The sequence below is a fragment of the Yoonia sp. 67-2 genome, assembly GCF_035117555.1.
Classification (GTDB): Bacteria; Pseudomonadota; Alphaproteobacteria; order Rhodobacterales; family Rhodobacteraceae; genus Yoonia.
The window spans coordinates 204,961-220,943 of sequence record NZ_JAYKPK010000006.1; the positions used below are offsets into that span (position 1 = coordinate 204,961).

The following is a 15,983-nucleotide window of genomic DNA, read 5'->3' on the forward strand; positions in this document are numbered from 1 at the left end:
GATCAGATATCAGTCAGCAGCAGCTGCGATCAGCAGAGCAGCCAGAACGCCAACAACGATGAAAGCTGGGTTGATGGACGAACCGGCAGGTGCTGGCTCTTCCATGACAACAACAGGGGCTTCCATGGTGGTTGGGGCCAGGCCGCCAGCGTTTGCGGCAACAGCGGAAACGGCGAGGACTGCGGATGCAGCGAGTGTAGTTGTAAGGCGCATGTCGGTACTCCAATAAATGCACGGGTGGTTTGTCACGTGTGACTGTCCACATTATTCCCTTAAATCAGTCCATTGCGGAAAAACCAAGTCTCCTTGGTGCAAAGGGAAAATGTCTTTTTCGAGGGAACGAATACCGACTTTCATCACCGGCCCGCCGTGCGGCAAATTTCCGATCATCAATTACCAGTAAAAATTGATAAATTATAAGTGTCTGCGCATCTTCTCTTGTTCCGGTTGTGCGCTGTTGAGGGCTGATTGACCCTTTTCCTACACAGGCAGCGCGGGGGAAGCGGTGCTCCATTGCAACACTTTGATCGAAATTTGATCGTCTTCTCTGTGGAAACAATCCCGGCGCACTGTCTTTGCAGTGCCAATCGGCGCCTGACTGGCCTTGCGAACCCTCTTGCAAATCGCCCGATGACGCCCGCAAATGGTTGCAATGGCAAAGTGGGGGGGCAAGATGTATCAGGTGATCGGACCAAAGAAGTCACGCGCCATGCGGGTGCTTTGGGCGCTAGAAGAACTCGGCGCGCCCTATGACCACCAGCCTGATCAACCCAGATCAGATGCCGTCATCGCGCTGAACCCTTCGGGCAAAGTGCCGGTGCTTGTCGTGGATGGCGCTGTGCTGACAGATTCCACCGCGATCGTCACCTATCTGGCGGATCGGCATGGTGCCCTGATCCCCGCCCCCGGCACCATCGCCCGCGCGCAGCATGACGCGTTGGTCCATACCGTGCTCGATGAAATGGATGCGATCCTGTGGATGGCGGCCAAGCACAGCTTTATCCTGCCCGAGGATCAGCGCCTACCCGCGATCAAGGACAGCCTGCGCTGGGAATGGGCGCGCAGCCTTGACCGACTCGCAACCCGCATTGCGGGTGATTGCCTGATGGGCGATGACGTCACGATTGCCGATATCATCTGCGCGCATTGCCTGAACTGGGGGTCGTCGATCAAATTCGACGTCGCGCCCGAAACATTGCGCGCCTATCAGCAGCGAATGAGCGCACGTCCGGCCTTTCAGCGTCTGATAACGTAATCCGCCGCCGCCATCCCGGCCCGTCGGCCGGTCGCAAAACTGGCCGAGATCAGATAGCCGCCGGTCGGTGCCTCCCAATCCAGCATCTCACCGGCACAAAAGGTGCCGGGGCGGTGGCGCAGCATCAGATCATCCGTCAGCGCAGCCAGCCGGACACCGCCTGCGGTCGAAATCGCCTCGTCCAAAGGCCGCGGGCCAGCATGCCGGATCGGCAATGCCTTGATCAAAGCGGCCAGATCATCAGGGTAAGGCATCCCGTATTCCGCCAGCAGGGCAAGGCGGACCGGGTCCAGCCGTAGAACCTTGCGCAGGTGATTGGTCAGGCTGGCCTTGCCGCGTGGTTTGGCCAAGGCGGTGCGGATCTGCGCAAGGCTGCGGTCCGGCAAAAGATCCATAATCAAAGGCGCGCCGTCGCGCATCGCGCGGGACAGCGCGTAGATGCCGCCGCCTTCGATGCCACGGGCGGAGATAATGCATTCGCCCCGCGTCACCATCTGCCCCGCCGTCATCGCCACCGCCTTCACAGGCGCGCCGAAATGCGGCGCCATATGCGCCGACCAATCGACGACAAAGCCCATATTCGCGGGCGCGAAAGGGGCCACGATATCGGGCAGATATTGGACCCATGCCCCGTCAGACCCGAGCCGCGCCCAACTGCCGCCACCACATGCCAGAACCACAGCCTTGGCCGCGATTATCTGCGGCCCATCAGGCGTCTGAAACAGCGGCGCATCGCCTTGCCAGCCCGCCCAGCGCCAGCGGGTTTGCAGGGTCACACCCGCCGCACGCAACTGCGCCAGCCATGCGCGCAGCAAAGGCGAGGCTTTCATCGCCTTGGGAAACACCCGCCCCGTGCTGCCGGTGAAGACAGGCTGACCAAGCGCTTCGGCCCAGGCCATCACCTCTGCCGGGCCGAAAGCCGCGAGTGTGGCGCGCAGGCTGTCCGGCAAGGGGCCGAAAGCGGCGAGGTAATCGGCCAGCGGTTCGTTCTTGGTCAGGTTCAGACCGGATTTGCCCGCCATCAGAAATTTGCGCCCGACTGAGGGCATCGCATCCGCGACCATGACGGACAGGCCGCGCGCTGCCGCGACCTCTGCCGCCATCAGACCGGCAGGGCCTGCGCCGATCACGATGATATCATTCATGCCCGGGCAATCATCTGCTTGATCGCGGCAGCATGCGCCGGTGTGGCGGCGCAAACATCCTGCCCCAGATCGCGGGCGGCTTGCAGCAGCGCATCATCGGCGACGATCCGGTCGATCACGCCCCACGCCTGCGCCGTCTGCGCATCGATCTTTTGCCCGGCCATCAGGATCATTTTCGCCCGCGCTGGCCCGATCAGCCGCACCAAGCGCAGCACATCGGACGGTTGCGGCAAAAACCCCAGCCGCATCACCGGATAAAACAGTTTAGCCTGCGCCACCGCGATCCGCAGATCACAGGCCAAAACCATGCCCAAGGCACCGCCCGCCGCCGTGCCGTTGAGTGCGGCAATCGTCAGGCCGCGACAATCGGCAATCGCGCCGGACAGCCGTTCCCAGACCGGATCAATCGCCAACCCGGCGCGGGCGGCGTCCAGATCGGCACCGGCACTGAACACGCGGCCCGTGCCGGTCAGGATAAGCACCTGCACATCGCGCGCAGCCTCCACCAGATCAGCCAGATCGGTCAGCATCGCAGGCGTCAGCGCCCCGGCCTTGTCGGGTCGGTCGATGGTCAGGACCAAGGTGTCGCCGTCCCGGTCAGAGCGGATCATACAAGCCCGACCATCTGGCGGATCTCCTCATCCCGCAGGCTGATGTCCTCGCCCAGATAAGGATCCGCCTCGGCCCCGCACATCCAGACCAGGGCCTTGGCAGGCCATTCGGGCGGGATATGCACGGACCAATCCAATTGGCTGACCGGGCTGATGCCCGAATCCTTGATATCGCGCTGCATTTTGGTGGCCACCGTGCCAGGTGACAGGCCGAGGATGCGCAACCCTTTGGCGCGGCATTCCAGATCGGCGGTGCGGGTCAGCATGTAGGCCCCGGCCTTGGACGCGCAATAGGCGGTCCAGCCTTCCACCGGGTTATGCGCAGCACCGGATGAGATATTCAGGATCGTGCCATGGCCCTGCGCGATCATGCCGGGGATCACCGCGCGCATGCCATGCATCACCCCTTTGAGGTTGATATCGATGGTGCGCGCCCAATCATCAGGGTCGAGATCGGCAAAATGGCCCATCGGGTCCACCACACCGGCATTGTTGACCAGCACATCCAAGCCGCCAAAGGTCTGCGCGGTGGCGGCGACGGCCTGTTCGAACTGGGCATAGCGCGCCACGTCGCAGGGAATCGCCAAGGCCTTTTCCCCGATCTCACCCGCGATCCGGGCGATGTCATCGGTGCTGCGCGCGATCAGGGCGACATTCGCCCCCGCCTTGGCGAATTCCCGCGCAGCCGCTTCGCCGATGCCACGGCTTGCGCCGGTGATCAGCACCGTTTTGCCGCCCATATCCATCTTTTTCATATCAATCCCTTTCGGTCTGGCCCGCAGATGGGTAACACTTTTGGCGATGCTATCCGTCCTTCCATCCACTTGGAAGGTGTGGACAGGGTAGGACACCCATTATGGAAGGGAAACAGATGACCCATAAGTCAACTTTGCGCAGCGCTGTGTGTTTTGCTGCGCTTGTTTCAGGTAATGCCGCATTCGCCGATGTGACGGCCCAGCAGGTCTGGGACGATTGGAAGATCGAAATGGAAATGTTCGGCGGTGACGTCACAACCACGTCAGAGGACCTGATCGGCGACACATTGACTGTGCGTGACCTGACGCTGACCACCGACGAAGACGGGATTTCATCCACCCTGACGATTGATCAGCTGATCTTTGACGGGCAGGATGACGGCAGCGTCAGGATCACGACATCGGACAGCTATCCGCTTGTGATCACCGAAGAAGATGGTGCAGTGATCACCGTTCTGATCAGCCACCCGGGCCTTGAGATGACGGTCAGCGGCACGCCAGAGGCGCTGGATTACGCGCTGCAATCCGATCGCTTTACAGTCGCGCTGCAAGATATCGTTAATGGCGAAGATACCTTTACAGCAGATATGCAGCTGGTCGGCAATAATATGTCCGGCACCTACAGCACCCGTTTGGACGAGATGCGCAATACGTCCTATGACGTCCAGTTTGACTCGTTCGATCTGCTGGTCGACGTGCAGCCGCCCGACAAGCCGGGCGAATATGTCACTGGCGGTGGTAAAGTGAACGGCATCAGCGTTCAGGCCGATATAACCATGCCGCTTGATGCCGATATGGCCGATCCTGATGACTTGATCGCATCCGGCATGGCGGTCGCTGGCGGCTACACCGTCGACAGCAGCGAATTCGTGTTCGATTTCAATATCGATGATGGTCAGGGCGCCGGATCGTTCAGCGCTGGCGCGGCCAGCCTGACTGCACAGATCAGCGATCAAAGCGTGTCTTACATTACCAATTCCAACGATATTGCTGTGTCGGTCACCGCCGCCGACCTGCCATTCCCGATTGACGTCAGCCTTGCGGAATACGGCATCACCTTTGAAATGCCTCTCGGTCAGGCAGAGACGCCACAGCCGTTCGCGCTTGGGGTTGATCTGGTGGATCTGACGCTCAGCGACATGATCTGGTCTTTGTTTGACCCTGACAGCGTCCTGCCGCGCGATCCAGCCACCGTGCAGATCGGTCTGTCCGGTCTGGCGCGGCCATTGTTCGATATGCTCGATCCCGCACAGGAAGAGGCGATGATGGCCAGCGATCTGCCGTTTGAACTGGACTCTGTCGATTTGACGCAGTTCAACCTTGCGATTGCCGGGGCGACCGCGACGGGCGAAGGTGCCTTTACCTTTGACAATGACGATCTGACGACCTTTGCCCCCTACCCCCGCCCCGAAGGCGCGGTGTCGGTAACGATCAACGGATTGAACGCTTTGTTGGATAATCTTGTGACCATGGGTCTGATCCCGGAACAGGACCTGATGGGACCGCGGATGATGATGGGCATGTTTGCCCGCTCCACCGGCGATGACCAGTTGGAGACCAATCTGGAAGTGACGCCCGATGGTCAGGTTCTGGCCAATGGTCAGCGTATCCGCTGATCTGATCTGACATGATCTGCGGCGCGCCGGGTGACTGGCGCGCCGTTTGCATTGCGGGCAGCGGCCTTGCAGCGCCCCCTCCTGCGCACTAGGTCACGGAACAGCAAAGGAAGCCGCCATGACTCTGTCTGACCTGACCCACCAGTTGATCAATATCGCGCGCAAGGCCGGGGCCGATTCTGCCGATGCGATGGCCGTGGATGGCACATCTGTTTCCATCGACGTGCGGGGCGGGGTATTGGAACATGCCGAACGCTCTGAAGGGATCGACATTGGTCTGCGGGTGCTGGTCGGCAAGCGGCAGGCCTGTGTGTCATCGTCGGACATCAAGCCCGACACATTGCGCCAGATGGCCGAACGCGCTGTCGCCATGGCACGTGAAGCGCCCGAAGACCCGCATGCAGGCCTAGCCGACCCGGCGCAATTGGCGCAGGAAACGGATACATCCGCGCTTGATCTTTATGACGCCAGCGATGAACCCGATCCGGCGATGTTGCAGGATCAGGCCGCCCGGGCCGAGGCTGCGGCCTTGCGCAACACAGGTATCAGCCAGGTGCAATCCGCCTCTGCCGGATATTCCCGCCGCCGGGTGCATCTGGCCGCGACCAATGGATTTTCCGCAGGCTATGCCCGGACCGACCGCGGGCTGTCCTGTGTCGCGATCTCTGGCACCGGCACGGCAATGGAGCGGGATTACGATTACGACAGCCGGGTGTTTCAAGCCGATCTGCGCGATGCCGATGATATTGGCACCCGTGCCGCCCAACGCGCCGTTGAACGTGCCGGGGCGCGCAGGCCCAAGACGGGGGCCTATCCTGTCCTGTTCGATGAACGCATTTCCAGCGCCTTGATCGGGCATCTGCTGCAAGCCACTAACGGTGCCGCTATCGCGCGCGGGTCAAGCTGGCTGCGCGAGGCTTTGGGCGCGCAAGTTCTGCCCAAGGGCTTGTCAGTGATTGAGGAACCGCATCGCCCCCGCGTCACCGGATCGCGGCTATATGATGCCGAAGGTCTGCCCACCGCGCGCCGCGCGATCATTGATGATGGTGTGCTGACCGGCTGGACGCTCGACCTTGCCAATGGGCGCAAGCTGGGCATGGACAGCACCGGCAATGCCGCGCGATCCACCGGCGCGCCGCCCTCGCCCGGCCTGACCAATATCACTACGACCCAAGGCACAGCCAGCCGCGATGATCTGATCGCACAGATGGGCACGGGGTTGCTCGTCACCTCGATGATCGGCTCCACCATCAACCCAAATACGGGCGATTATTCGCGCGGCGCGGCGGGCTTCTGGGTCGAAAACGGTGCGATTGCCTATCCGGTGAACGAATGCACCGTCGCGGGCAATCTGCGCGATGTGCTGATGACGCTGATCCCTGCCAATGACGCGCAGCCGCATCTGTCGCGCGTGATCCCGTCCTTGTTGGTCGAAGGGCTGACCCTTGCCGGAGAGTGATCTTGCCCTGCTGATCAACGCCGCGCGCAAGGCAGGCCGCATCGCCACCAGCTATTTCGGGCAAAGCCCCAAAGTCACCGACAAACCGGGCGGCGCTGGCCCGGTGACCGAGGCTGATCTGGCCGTGGATCACATGCTGGCCGATATCCTGCGTGACAAGCGCCCCGATTACGGCTGGCTGTCCGAGGAATCGCCCGATACCGCCGCACGTCTGACGACCGAGCGCCAATTCGTCATCGACCCGATCGACGGCACCCGCGCCTTTATCGACGGCGCGAAAGACTGGTCGCATTCGCTGGCGATTGTCGAAAACGGGGCAGTGATCGCCGCCGTCGTCTATCTGCCCCTGCATGATCTGATGTTCACCGCCACGGCAGGCGGCGGCGCGCAGGTCAATGACAGCGCGATCCGGGTCAGCACTGCACCACTCGACACGGCCCGCGTGCTGGCCTCCAAGCCGAATTTCGCGCCGCATCTGTGGAAAGACGCAACCTTGCCGCCGTTCAAACAGGCATTCAGGTCATCGCTGGCCTATCGGCTGTGTCTGGTGGCACAGGGCCGGTTCGACGCGATGCTGACGCTGCGGCCCTCTTGGGAATGGGATATCGCCGCCGGCGCGCTGATCGTGGCCGAAGCGCGCGGCACAATCACCGACCAATCCGGCCAACGACTGATCTTCAACAACCCACATCCGCAGGTCCCCGGTGTGATCGCGGCAGGGCAGGAATTGCACGCAAGCCTGGCCGCACGGCTTGAGCCACCGGCGACAAAGCTTTAGGGTCCGCGCGAGCCTCTCAACCTAAGGATTTCCTGATGACACAACGCCTGCACCTAGTTTTCGGCGGCGAATTGATTGATCCGACCAAGAACGTGTTCAAAGATGTCGATGCGATTGACATTGTCGGCATGTATCCGAATTATCAGGCCGCTTTCAGCGCCTGGAAAGGGGCCGCCCAGCGCACCGTGGACAATGCCCATATGCGCTATTTCATCGCGCATATTCACCGTCTGCGGGATGAAGAAACCGCCGCTTCGCCGACTGAAGAACTGGGCGTCTGACGCCAGATAAAGGGCCGCGGCAATGGCGCGATCTCTGAAAATCGCGGCCTATGTGGCAGGGCTGCGGCGTGCCGGGCCGGATGGCAAGCTCGCGGCCCAGCCAGATCGCCCGCAAGGCGCGATCATCTGGGCACGGTGCAGCCTGCCCGAACAACTGACCGCGGTGGAAACGCTGCAACGCAAGCTGGCCGAAGATGCCGATGCGATCCAGATCATCGCGACTGTGCCCGTTTGGGACGACAGCCTGACAGGCCGTGCCTTTCCCGAACCGCGCGGCAAGGACAATATCCGCGCCTTTATCGCGCATTGGCAGCCAATGATGGCAATCTGGGTGCAGGGCGATCTGGATCTGGTGCTGCTTGACGGGATGCGCGCTGCAGCCCTGCCCTGCATTCTGGTGGATGCAAACGGCAAAGGGCTGGATCAGGTGCCGGGCGGTTGGGTGCCGGGCGCGATCCGGTCGCTGTTGTCCCAGTTCCAAAGCATTCTGGCCATTGATCAGCCAGCCGTCAGGCGGCTGGTCGGCGCGGGTGCGCCGCAAAGCCGGGTTGTGGTGACCGGCCCGATGGAAGATTGCGGGCAGGTCCTGTCCTGTGACGAAGAGGACCGGCGTGTCCTGTCGGCAGCGATTGGCACACGGCCGGTCTGGCTGGCCGCTGCGGCAACGCTCAACGACACTATGGCGCTCAGCCTAGCGCATCAGGTTGCCAGCCGCCGCGCGCATCGCCTGCTGCTGGTCGTCGTGCCCGACAGGCCGGAAAACGCAGGTCCTATCGCCGACGACATACGCCGCTTCGGCTTTCACGTCGCCCTGCGGTCGCAAAGCCCCGAACCGGACGAACCGATACAGGTGTTCGTGATCGACACTGATGATGATCTGGGCCTGTGGTATCGCATCGCGCCTGTCACCTATCTGGGTGGCACGCTGCACGGCGGCGGCTGCCGCGACCCGTTTGAGCCGGCGTCTTTGGGTTCTGCGGTGCTCTATGGCCCCTATGTCGCGCCGTTCCAGCGCCATGCCGCGCGGCTGACAGAGGCCAAAGCATCCCGTCTGATCCGCACCGATGATCAGCTTGGTGCCACGGTCGAGGCTTTGCTCGCCCCCGATAAAACCGCCGAAATGGCCCATGCCGCCTGGGATGTCACATCGCGCGGCGCAGATGTGACCAACCGGATCGTCACCCTGATCCGGCAACGTCTTGAAGAAAGGGTTGGCTGACATGCGCGCCCCCGATTTCTGGTTCACTTCGCCTCAAAGGCCTGCGCTGGTGGCTAGGCTGCTGGCACCCTTGGGCTGGCTATATGCGGCCGGCACCGCGAGGCGATTGCGCCGCCCGGCAACGATCACAGCCAAGGTGCCGGTGATCTGCATCGGCAATCTGAACGCAGGCGGCACCGGCAAAACGCCCACAACCATCGCGCTGATCGAACGATTACGCGCCCGCGGGCGCAATCCGCATGTCGTCTCGCGCGGCTACGGCGGGTCGCTGACCGGGCCTGTGCAGGTCGACGAACGCAGGCACAAGGCCGACCAAACCGGCGATGAACCGCTGCTGCTGGCCGCCTTCGCGCCCACTTGGGTCGCGCGTGACCGCGCGGCCGGTGTGGCGGCGGCGCTGGCGGCAGGCGCAGATGTGATCCTGATGGATGACGGGTTCCAGAACCCTGATGTGGCCAAGGATCTGTCCATCGTCGTGGTCGATGCTTTGCGGGGTTTCGGCAATGGCCAGGTCATCCCGGCAGGTCCTTTGCGTGAAACTGTGGCGAAAGGCTTGGCGCGGGCTGATATGGTCCTGTCCATCGGCCCGCCAGAAGCGCAGGATAGCTTCGCCGCAGACTGGCCCATGGCCCTGCCACATCTGACCGGCCATCTGGCGCCTTTGCCCACCGGCATGCCCTGGCGCGACCTGCGGCTGCTGGCCTTTGCAGGGATCGGCCACCCGGATAAATTTTTCCGCACCCTGCGCGATATGGGGGCGGATGTGGTCCGGGCAGAGGCTTTGGCCGATCATCAACCGCTGACCCCCGCCTTGATCAAACGCTTGCAGATCGAGGCGCAGGTGCAGCGGGCACAATTGGTCACAACCGAAAAAGACGCCGTGCGCCTGCCGGATGCGTTCCGCACCCAGGTGCTAACCCTGCCGGTCCGGCTGCATCTGATCGACTGGACGCCGATGGATGCAGCCTTTGACCGGCTGGGGCTTTAGCCGATCCGCGCGTCGAGGATTTCGGCGAATTCAGGATAGGCCATATTGCTGTAAAGCCGACCGTCGATCAGGAAGCTTGGTGTCGAATTGATCGCATCGCGTTCGGCATTCGCCTGGAACCATGTGTAAAGCGCCTCTGCCTTGGCACTGTCGGACAGGGCCGCATCAAGGGCGGCATCATCCAGACCGGCAACCTTGGCCAGCGTGCGCAATTCTTCCACGATGGTCGCCGGATCGCCGCTGGCCAGCCAGTCACGTTGCTTTTCATAAAGTATATCGCTGAAGGAAAAGAAGAATTCCGGGTTGTCCTGACTGCGCGCGATCATCGACGCCCAAAGACCGGGACGGTCAAAATAAACCTCGCGATAGACAAAGCGGATTTTGTCCGTGTCGATGTAATTGGCCTTCAACTCTTGGAACTGATCCGCGTGGAAAGACGCGCAATGCGGGCAGGTATAGGAGGCATATTCGATCACCTCGACCGCCGCATCGGGGTTGCCAAGCACCATATCCACGACTTCAGGCGCGGCACCATCGCTGGCTTGCGCGCTGGCCGCACCGGGCAGCAGGCCTGTCACCGGATCAGGGCGGCCAACCATCCAACCAGCACCTGCGATCAAAGCGGCACCGCCACCAGCGGCCAAAAGTGTTCTACGTTTCATAACTACCTCTGTTCAGTTCTTTTGTTTCGCAAGGACATTGGCACCCAATCTGGCCAAAGCCGCCCGCAGATCTTCGCTTGCTATATTTTCAGACAGGGCGCTGGCTTTGCAAATCACGTCTGCGCTGGGTTGCGTTACAGCCTTGGGCGCGGGGGTAAAGGCCACTCGCCCATCCGCAAAACCGGTGGGCGCGGTCTGGGTGATCCGCACGCGGGCAATGGCACGGTAGCCATAGCACGCATTCACTTTGTCGCGGATCTGGTCTTTTTGCATTTCCAGCATCGGGGCCTGCGCGCCGGTGGTCAGCAGCGTCAGCGTCGCTCCCATCCCGCCACGGCCATAGCTGACATTCACAGGCGTGGCGATCTGCGCAGTGGCTTCGCCCACCACCTCGGGCCAATGGGTCAACAGCCGGGTCACCGCAAAGCCGCGCTGTTCGCTGGCCGTGCGGATACGGGTCTGCACCAGCGTGGCGGCGCGCGAAAATCCATAAGTCGTGCCTTTGGGACGTGGCTGTTTCATGTCCTCGCTTTACCTTATCAGCAAGGCAGCGCCAAGCCGGTGCTGTTGGAAGAGGCGAAACATTGCAGGACCTGAGTTCAGACTTACTCGCATGGTATGACATCCACGCCCGCACCATGCCGTGGCGGGTGCCGCCCGCCGACCGCAAGGCTGGCGTGCTGCCCGATCCCTATGCAATCTGGCTGTCAGAGGTGATGTTGCAACAAACCACTGTCGCCGCCGTGCGCGATTACCATCGTAAATTCACCACGCTCTGGCCCGATGTCCGCGCCTTGGCCGCTGCCGATGATGCCGATGTGATGGCCGCCTGGGCGGGCCTTGGCTATTACGCCCGTGCGCGCAACCTGCTGAAATGCGCGCGCGTCGTGGTGACGGATCACGGCGGGCGGTTCCCGTCTGACCATGCGACATTGCTGAAACTGCCCGGCATCGGCCCCTATACGGCGGCGGCGATTGCCGCGATTGCCTTTGACCAGCCGCAGGTCGTGGTCGATGGCAATGTTGAACGGGTCATGGCGCGGATGTTTGATATTCACACACCGCTGCCTGCGGCGAAACCGGAGCTGACCCTCCGCGCCCGTGCGCTGACGCCCGCCCTGCGCGCCGGTGATTATGCCCAAGCGGTGATGGACCTGGGCGCCACGATCTGCACCCCGCGCAACCCGGCCTGCGGGATCTGTCCGTGGCGTGGCCCCTGTGCCGCGCGTTTGGCCGGGACTGCGCCCGATCTGCCACGCAAGATGCCGAAAAAGAAGGTGCCGACCAGACGCGGCATTGCCTATGTCGTCCAACGCGCCGATGGCGCGATCCTGCTGGAAACGCGGCCTGAAACGGGCTTGCTCGGTGGGATGCTCGGCTGGCCGGGATCGGATTGGTCAGATGCGCCAGCCCCCGCGCCGCCACTGCCCGCCGATTGGGTCACGCTTGAGGCCGAGGCGCGCCATACTTTTACCCATTTCCACCTGCATCTGCAGATCATGGTCGCCCAAGTTCCGCTCGACGCACAGCCGCAACGGGGGGATTTTGTGGCCAAGCAGGATTTCAGCCCAGCGGCACTGCCCACGGCGATGCGTAAGGTTTACGATTTGGTAGCGGTGATGTTGCAGAATGATTGAGCGGTGCCGGAATCGGCGCTATCATTTTACAACCTGTGCATGAAAAGGACGCAAGTGATGACGACGGCCCCCGGCCCGCAACGGCACGGTAAATTATCCGCAGCTTTGCCGTTCTGGCTCTCGCTGGGGTTGATCCCGCTGGCAGTGTTTGTCGCGACGCAGGGCGGCTGGACCATCATCCTGCTGCCACTGTCGGCATGGTGGTTGTTTTCCGGGCTGGATTACATCGTCGGATTGGACAAATCCAACCCGGACCCGGACACCCCGGAAAAGGCGTTGTTCTGGCACCGGCTGGTCACGCTGATTTGGGCTCCGCTGCAACTGGGGACGATCTTTGGCATTCTGTATTATGTCACCACGACCGGCCATCTGGACCGGGTGGAACAATGGGCGCTGTTTGCCGGGCTGGGCATCCTGTCAGGCACCATCGGGATTACCTATGCGCACGAACTGATGCATCAGAAACCGAAGGCGGAGCGTTGGCTGGCAGATATTCTGCTGGCCTCGGTGCTGTATTCGCATTTCCGGTCGGAACATATGCTGGTGCATCACCGCTATGTCGCCACCCCACGCGATCCGGTCACCGCGCGATATGGCGAAGGGTTTTATCGGTTCTTTCTGCGGGTGTTGCACCAGTGTTTCAGATCTGCGCTGCGGGCAGAGGCGGCCATGCTGGCGCGCAAGGCATTGCCCGCCTGGCACATCACCAACCCATTCTGGCGCTATCTGGCCTTGCAAATAGGATTTCTTACGCTTGCGGCATTGATCGGCGGCACCTGGGGCGTGTTTCTATTCGCCACTCAGGCGTTCTGGGCGATTTTCCAACTGGAGCTGGTGAACTACGTCGAACATTATGGGCTGACCCGCAAACATCTGGGCGACGGCAAATACGAACATGTCAAACCGCGCCATTCGTGGAACGCTTCACAGCGGGCATCCAATTGGCTGCTGATCAATTTGCAGCGCCATTCCGACCATCATTACAAACCCGACCGGCGGTTCCCCCTGCTGCAAACCTATGCCGAGGATGAGGCACCGCAACTGCCCCACGGCTATCCTGTGATGACGATGATGGCGCTGGTTCCGCCTGTCTGGCGCAGAGTCATGCATCCGAGGATAAAGCATTGGCGCAAAACGTTTTATCCCGAAGTTGCCAATTGGCAACTTTATAAAAAAGCAGCTAATCCGATGCCGCTTTAGCGAACCGAGCGAGGGGCAGAAATGACGATGCAACAGACAGAGATACACCTGACCGGCAAGTTGATCTGCACCTCGGATCAGGATGCAAAGATCGTCAGACGGCACCTGCCGGAGCATATCCGCCTGACCAGACAAGAGGCAGGGTGCAGGTCCTTTGACGTGTCGGCCACGGATGACCCGCTGGTCTGGTGCGTCGCGGAACGCTTTGCCGATCAGGCGGCGTTTGAGTTTCATCAACTGCGCACAGGCGCGTCAGACTGGTGGCAGGCGACGGCGCATATTAAACGAGAGTTTGAAGTGACCGGACTGGCATGATGCCGATCGGGAACAAAAAGCCCCGCCATCCTGCGATGACGGGGTAAGTTCGCGCCAGCGGCCCCCGCCACTCTGGCAGGGTCCGCCGCTGGCACCGGCGGTCACAGGTTTGGTGAGGGGCTAGTGCTTTTCCATCTCGGACCGGATCTGCTGGCGCAGCAGATCGATCGGCACTTTTTGCCCGTCGCGTTTGAATTGCCAATAGGTCCAGCCATTGCAGCTTGGCGCGCCTTCAAGGAAAGCGCCGACCTGATGGATTGACCCTTTGATGTCATCACCGATCAGCGTGCCATCGGCGCGGACCTTGGCTTTGTGGCGGCCGTTCATCGACCACAATTCTTCGCCCGGACGCAGCATGCCGCGTTCGACCAACACGCCAAAGGCAACGCGCGGTTCAGACCGTTTCGACGACGACACTTCCAGCGCGTCGCTATCGAATTTGCGGGTATTGGCGATACGCTTTTCAGCGACCTTGCGATAGGCAGCCTCGCGTTCGATGCCGATATAATCGCGGCCCAGCATCTTGGCGACAGCACCAGTGGTGCCGGTGCCAAAGAACGGATCAAGGATCACATCGCCCGGATTGGTGGTGCCCACGATCACGCGGTGCAGCAGGGATTGCGGTTTCTGCGTCGGATGCGCCTTGTCGCCATGTTCATCCTTCAGCCGCTCATGGCCAGTGCAGATCGGCAGCACCCAGTCAGAGCGCATCTGCACCCCTTCGTTCAGCGACTTCAGCGCTTCATAGTTGAAGGTATATTTGCTGGCCTCTTCCTTGGACGCCCAAATCAGCGTTTCATGGGCATTGGTCAGGCGTTTGCCACGGAAATTCGGCATCGGGTTGGACTTGCGCCAGACCACATCGTTGAGAATCCAGAACCCTTGGTTCTGCAATTCGGCACCCATGCGAAAGACATTATGATAGCTGCCAATCACCCAGATCGCGCCATTGGGTTTCAGCAGGCGGCGCGCGGCGGCCAGCCAGGCCTTGGTGAAACGGTCGTAGACTGCGAAACTGTCAAACTGGTCCCAGGCATCATCCACCGCATCGACCTTGGAATTGTCGGGCCGGTGCAGATCGCCCTTGAGCTGGAGATTATAGGGAGGGTCCGCAAAGATCAGATCGACCGAACCCGCAGGCAGGCTGTTCATCACATCGATGCAATCGCCGTCGATAATGCTGTTCAGTGGCAGGTCTTGCGCCACTTTTGTTTTTGTTTTGACTGTCATTTGTGCCTCATACACCCGGCGAATTATCCGCTCTTGGTTGCTGCTAATGTGAGTCACAGGCGATTCGCTGTCAAAACCTTTATTGAATCAATCACTTACGAATTCATCTTGATACAAGATATTGTGCACAGGTTTGAAGGAACGCCTATGGTGTGGGGTCACACCAAGGGCCATCAGCGCCGATTTATGCGCCGGGGTCGGGTAACCGGCGTTCGCTTCCCAGCCGTAGCCCGGAAACTGTTGCGCTAAATCCACCATGTGGCGGTCGCGCCACACCTTGGCCACGATAGAGGCGGCGGCAATCGACAGGCTGCGCGCATCGCCTTTCACAATCGGCTCTGCCGACAGGGTCAAGCCGCGCGGGATCATGTTGCCATCGATCAGCACGTGATCGGGCGGCATGGACAGCCCGGCAATCGCGCGGACCATCGCGATATGGGAGGCGCGCAGGATGTTGTGGCTGTCGATCTCCTCCACACTCGCCTGCGCGATGCAGACATCGGCACTGGCCACGATCTGGTCAAACAAGGCATCGCGACGGGCCAGCGACAATTTCTTGCTGTCATTCAGGCCCTTAGGGATACGCGCGGCATCCAGCACCACAGCGGCGGCCACGACCGGACCTGCCAGCGGGCCACGCCCCACCTCATCCACGCCGGCGATCCGGGTCAGGCCGCGGGCAAGGGCGGCGTGTTCAAATAAAAAGTCAGGCTCTGTCATGCGGCCAGTGACCAGACCCGCCCCGCCAGCGCAAGAAAAAAGGGGCAGAGCGTCGCAACAGACACCCTGCCCCGAGGTCGCGCGGCAACCGGGGCAAGGCCCGCGCGGGAAC

The 15,983-nt window shown here is 61.4% G+C and carries 18 protein-coding genes; 10 read left to right on the forward strand and 8 right to left on the reverse strand.

The window, feature by feature from the left end:
- Positions 1-9: 9 nt before the first annotated feature.
- Complete coding sequence (locus tag VOY09_RS11955; protein WP_322895042.1) at positions 10-213, reverse strand: hypothetical protein; 204 nt, start codon at positions 211-213, stop codon at positions 10-12.
- Positions 214-673: 460 nt separating this feature from the next.
- On the opposite strand from VOY09_RS11955, the gene VOY09_RS11960 reads away from it, so the two are divergent.
- Entirely contained in the window at positions 674-1,255 is a 582-nt protein-coding gene (locus VOY09_RS11960; RefSeq protein ID WP_322895069.1) for a glutathione S-transferase family protein, read from the forward strand.
- Here VOY09_RS11960 and VOY09_RS11965 read toward each other — a convergent pair.
- Genes VOY09_RS11965 through VOY09_RS11975 form a run of 3 tightly spaced genes read right to left on the reverse strand, consistent with a single transcriptional unit; the run spans position 1,237 to position 3,766 of the window.
- Entirely contained in the window at positions 1,237-2,400 is a 1,164-nt protein-coding gene (locus VOY09_RS11965) for a TIGR03862 family flavoprotein (protein ID WP_322895043.1), read from the reverse strand. The genes VOY09_RS11960 and VOY09_RS11965 overlap by 19 nt on opposite strands.
- Positions 2,397-3,011, reverse strand: coding sequence for an enoyl-CoA hydratase/isomerase family protein (locus tag VOY09_RS11970; RefSeq protein ID WP_322895044.1), 615 nt, complete (start codon positions 3,009-3,011; stop codon positions 2,397-2,399). The genes VOY09_RS11965 and VOY09_RS11970 overlap by 4 nt, the downstream gene beginning before the upstream one ends.
- The gene (locus VOY09_RS11975; RefSeq protein ID WP_322895045.1) at positions 3,008-3,766 is read right to left on the reverse strand and encodes an SDR family oxidoreductase; all 759 of its coding nucleotides are present in this window, start codon (positions 3,764-3,766) and stop codon (positions 3,008-3,010) included. Before VOY09_RS11975 ends, VOY09_RS11970 begins: the two co-directional genes overlap by 4 nt.
- 116 nt (positions 3,767-3,882) lie before the next feature.
- Here VOY09_RS11975 and VOY09_RS11980 point away from each other — a divergent pair, with 116 nt between their 5' ends.
- The 6 genes from VOY09_RS11980 to lpxK all read left to right on the forward strand — a co-directional run bounded on the left by VOY09_RS11980 (position 3,883) and on the right by lpxK (position 10,107).
- Positions 3,883-5,382 carry a DUF2125 domain-containing protein gene (locus VOY09_RS11980; protein ID WP_322895046.1) on the forward strand — a complete coding sequence of 500 codons (1,500 nt, stop codon included), beginning with the start codon at positions 3,883-3,885 and terminating at the stop codon, positions 5,380-5,382.
- Between the two features lie 118 nt (positions 5,383-5,500).
- Complete coding sequence (locus VOY09_RS11985; RefSeq protein ID WP_322895047.1) at positions 5,501-6,841, forward strand: TldD/PmbA family protein; 1,341 nt, start codon at positions 5,501-5,503, stop codon at positions 6,839-6,841.
- Positions 6,828-7,619 carry a 3'(2'),5'-bisphosphate nucleotidase CysQ gene (locus VOY09_RS11990; protein ID WP_322895048.1) on the forward strand — a complete coding sequence of 264 codons (792 nt, stop codon included), beginning with the start codon at positions 6,828-6,830 and terminating at the stop codon, positions 7,617-7,619. The genes VOY09_RS11985 and VOY09_RS11990 overlap by 14 nt, the downstream gene beginning before the upstream one ends.
- Positions 7,620-7,654: 35 nt before the next feature.
- Positions 7,655-7,900: a DUF4170 domain-containing protein gene (locus tag VOY09_RS11995; RefSeq protein WP_322895049.1), complete on the forward strand. Its 246-nt coding sequence runs from the start codon at positions 7,655-7,657 to the stop codon at positions 7,898-7,900.
- A gap of 22 nt (positions 7,901-7,922) precedes the next feature.
- Positions 7,923-9,119 (forward strand): 3-deoxy-D-manno-octulosonic acid transferase, encoded by a 1,197-nt coding sequence (locus VOY09_RS12000; RefSeq protein WP_322895050.1) that lies wholly within the window; start codon positions 7,923-7,925, stop codon positions 9,117-9,119.
- Between the two features lies 1 nt (position 9,120).
- Positions 9,121-10,107, forward strand: coding sequence for a tetraacyldisaccharide 4'-kinase (lpxK, locus tag VOY09_RS12005; RefSeq protein WP_322895051.1), 987 nt, complete (start codon positions 9,121-9,123; stop codon positions 10,105-10,107).
- Here lpxK and VOY09_RS12010 read toward each other — a convergent pair.
- Positions 10,104-10,769, reverse strand: coding sequence for a DsbA family protein (locus VOY09_RS12010; RefSeq protein WP_322895052.1), 666 nt, complete (start codon positions 10,767-10,769; stop codon positions 10,104-10,106). The genes lpxK and VOY09_RS12010 overlap by 4 nt on opposite strands.
- A gap of 12 nt (positions 10,770-10,781) precedes the next feature.
- Entirely contained in the window at positions 10,782-11,291 is a 510-nt protein-coding gene (locus VOY09_RS12015) for a DUF721 domain-containing protein (RefSeq protein WP_322895053.1), read from the reverse strand.
- Between the two features lie 116 nt (positions 11,292-11,407).
- Here VOY09_RS12015 and VOY09_RS12020 point away from each other — a divergent pair, with 116 nt between their 5' ends.
- Genes VOY09_RS12020 through VOY09_RS12030 form a run of 3 tightly spaced genes read left to right on the forward strand, consistent with a single transcriptional unit; the run spans position 11,408 to position 13,921 of the window.
- On the forward strand, positions 11,408-12,406 hold the full coding sequence (locus VOY09_RS12020; RefSeq protein WP_322895070.1) for an A/G-specific adenine glycosylase: 999 nt from the start codon (positions 11,408-11,410) through the stop codon (positions 12,404-12,406).
- 57 nt (positions 12,407-12,463) lie between these two features.
- Positions 12,464-13,606, forward strand: coding sequence for an alkane 1-monooxygenase (locus VOY09_RS12025; RefSeq protein ID WP_322895054.1), 1,143 nt, complete (start codon positions 12,464-12,466; stop codon positions 13,604-13,606).
- A 21-nt stretch (positions 13,607-13,627) separates the two neighbouring features.
- Positions 13,628-13,921, forward strand: a complete 294-nt coding sequence (locus VOY09_RS12030) for a putative quinol monooxygenase (protein WP_322895055.1) — start codon at positions 13,628-13,630, stop codon at positions 13,919-13,921.
- 120 nt (positions 13,922-14,041) lie between these two features.
- Here the strand turns inward: VOY09_RS12030 and VOY09_RS12035 are convergent, their stop codons facing one another.
- Both VOY09_RS12035 and VOY09_RS12040 read right to left on the reverse strand, forming a co-directional pair.
- A complete protein-coding gene (locus tag VOY09_RS12035; protein WP_322895056.1) occupies positions 14,042-15,151 on the reverse strand; it encodes a site-specific DNA-methyltransferase in 1,110 nt (369 codons plus the stop codon).
- A gap of 87 nt (positions 15,152-15,238) precedes the next feature.
- Entirely contained in the window at positions 15,239-15,871 is a 633-nt protein-coding gene (locus VOY09_RS12040) for a ribonuclease HII (RefSeq protein ID WP_322895057.1), read from the reverse strand.
- Between the last annotated feature and the right edge of the window lie 112 nt (positions 15,872-15,983).

Excerpts from the sequence above, each read along its gene's own strand:
- VOY09_RS12035 (WP_322895056.1), bottom strand. The coding sequence starts at position 15,151 with ATGACAGTCAAAACAAAAACAAAAGTGGCGCAAGACCTGCCACTGAAC.
- VOY09_RS12020 (WP_322895070.1), top strand. The coding sequence starts at position 11,408 with ATGCCGTGGCGGGTGCCGCCCGCCGACCGCAAGGCTGGCGTGCTGCCC.
- VOY09_RS12025 (WP_322895054.1), top strand. The coding sequence starts at position 12,464 with ATGACGACGGCCCCCGGCCCGCAACGGCACGGTAAATTATCCGCAGCT.
- VOY09_RS11970 (WP_322895044.1), bottom strand. The coding sequence starts at position 3,011 with ATGATCCGCTCTGACCGGGACGGCGACACCTTGGTCCTGACCATCGAC.
- VOY09_RS11980 (WP_322895046.1), top strand. The coding sequence starts at position 3,883 with ATGACCCATAAGTCAACTTTGCGCAGCGCTGTGTGTTTTGCTGCGCTT.
- VOY09_RS11995 (WP_322895049.1), top strand. The coding sequence starts at position 7,655 with ATGACACAACGCCTGCACCTAGTTTTCGGCGGCGAATTGATTGATCCG.
- VOY09_RS12000 (WP_322895050.1), top strand. The coding sequence starts at position 7,923 with ATGGCGCGATCTCTGAAAATCGCGGCCTATGTGGCAGGGCTGCGGCGT.
- VOY09_RS11955 (WP_322895042.1), bottom strand. The coding sequence starts at position 213 with ATGCGCCTTACAACTACACTCGCTGCATCCGCAGTCCTCGCCGTTTCC.
- VOY09_RS12030 (WP_322895055.1), top strand. The coding sequence starts at position 13,628 with ATGACGATGCAACAGACAGAGATACACCTGACCGGCAAGTTGATCTGC.
- VOY09_RS11975 (WP_322895045.1), bottom strand. The coding sequence starts at position 3,766 with ATGAAAAAGATGGATATGGGCGGCAAAACGGTGCTGATCACCGGCGCA.
- VOY09_RS11985 (WP_322895047.1), top strand. The coding sequence starts at position 5,501 with ATGACTCTGTCTGACCTGACCCACCAGTTGATCAATATCGCGCGCAAG.
- VOY09_RS12040 (WP_322895057.1), bottom strand. The coding sequence starts at position 15,871 with ATGACAGAGCCTGACTTTTTATTTGAACACGCCGCCCTTGCCCGCGGC.
- VOY09_RS12010 (WP_322895052.1), bottom strand. The coding sequence starts at position 10,769 with ATGAAACGTAGAACACTTTTGGCCGCTGGTGGCGGTGCCGCTTTGATC.
- VOY09_RS11965 (WP_322895043.1), bottom strand. The coding sequence starts at position 2,400 with ATGAATGATATCATCGTGATCGGCGCAGGCCCTGCCGGTCTGATGGCG.
- VOY09_RS11960 (WP_322895069.1), top strand. The coding sequence starts at position 674 with ATGTATCAGGTGATCGGACCAAAGAAGTCACGCGCCATGCGGGTGCTT.
- lpxK (WP_322895051.1), top strand. The coding sequence starts at position 9,121 with ATGCGCGCCCCCGATTTCTGGTTCACTTCGCCTCAAAGGCCTGCGCTG.
- VOY09_RS12015 (WP_322895053.1), bottom strand. The coding sequence starts at position 11,291 with ATGAAACAGCCACGTCCCAAAGGCACGACTTATGGATTTTCGCGCGCC.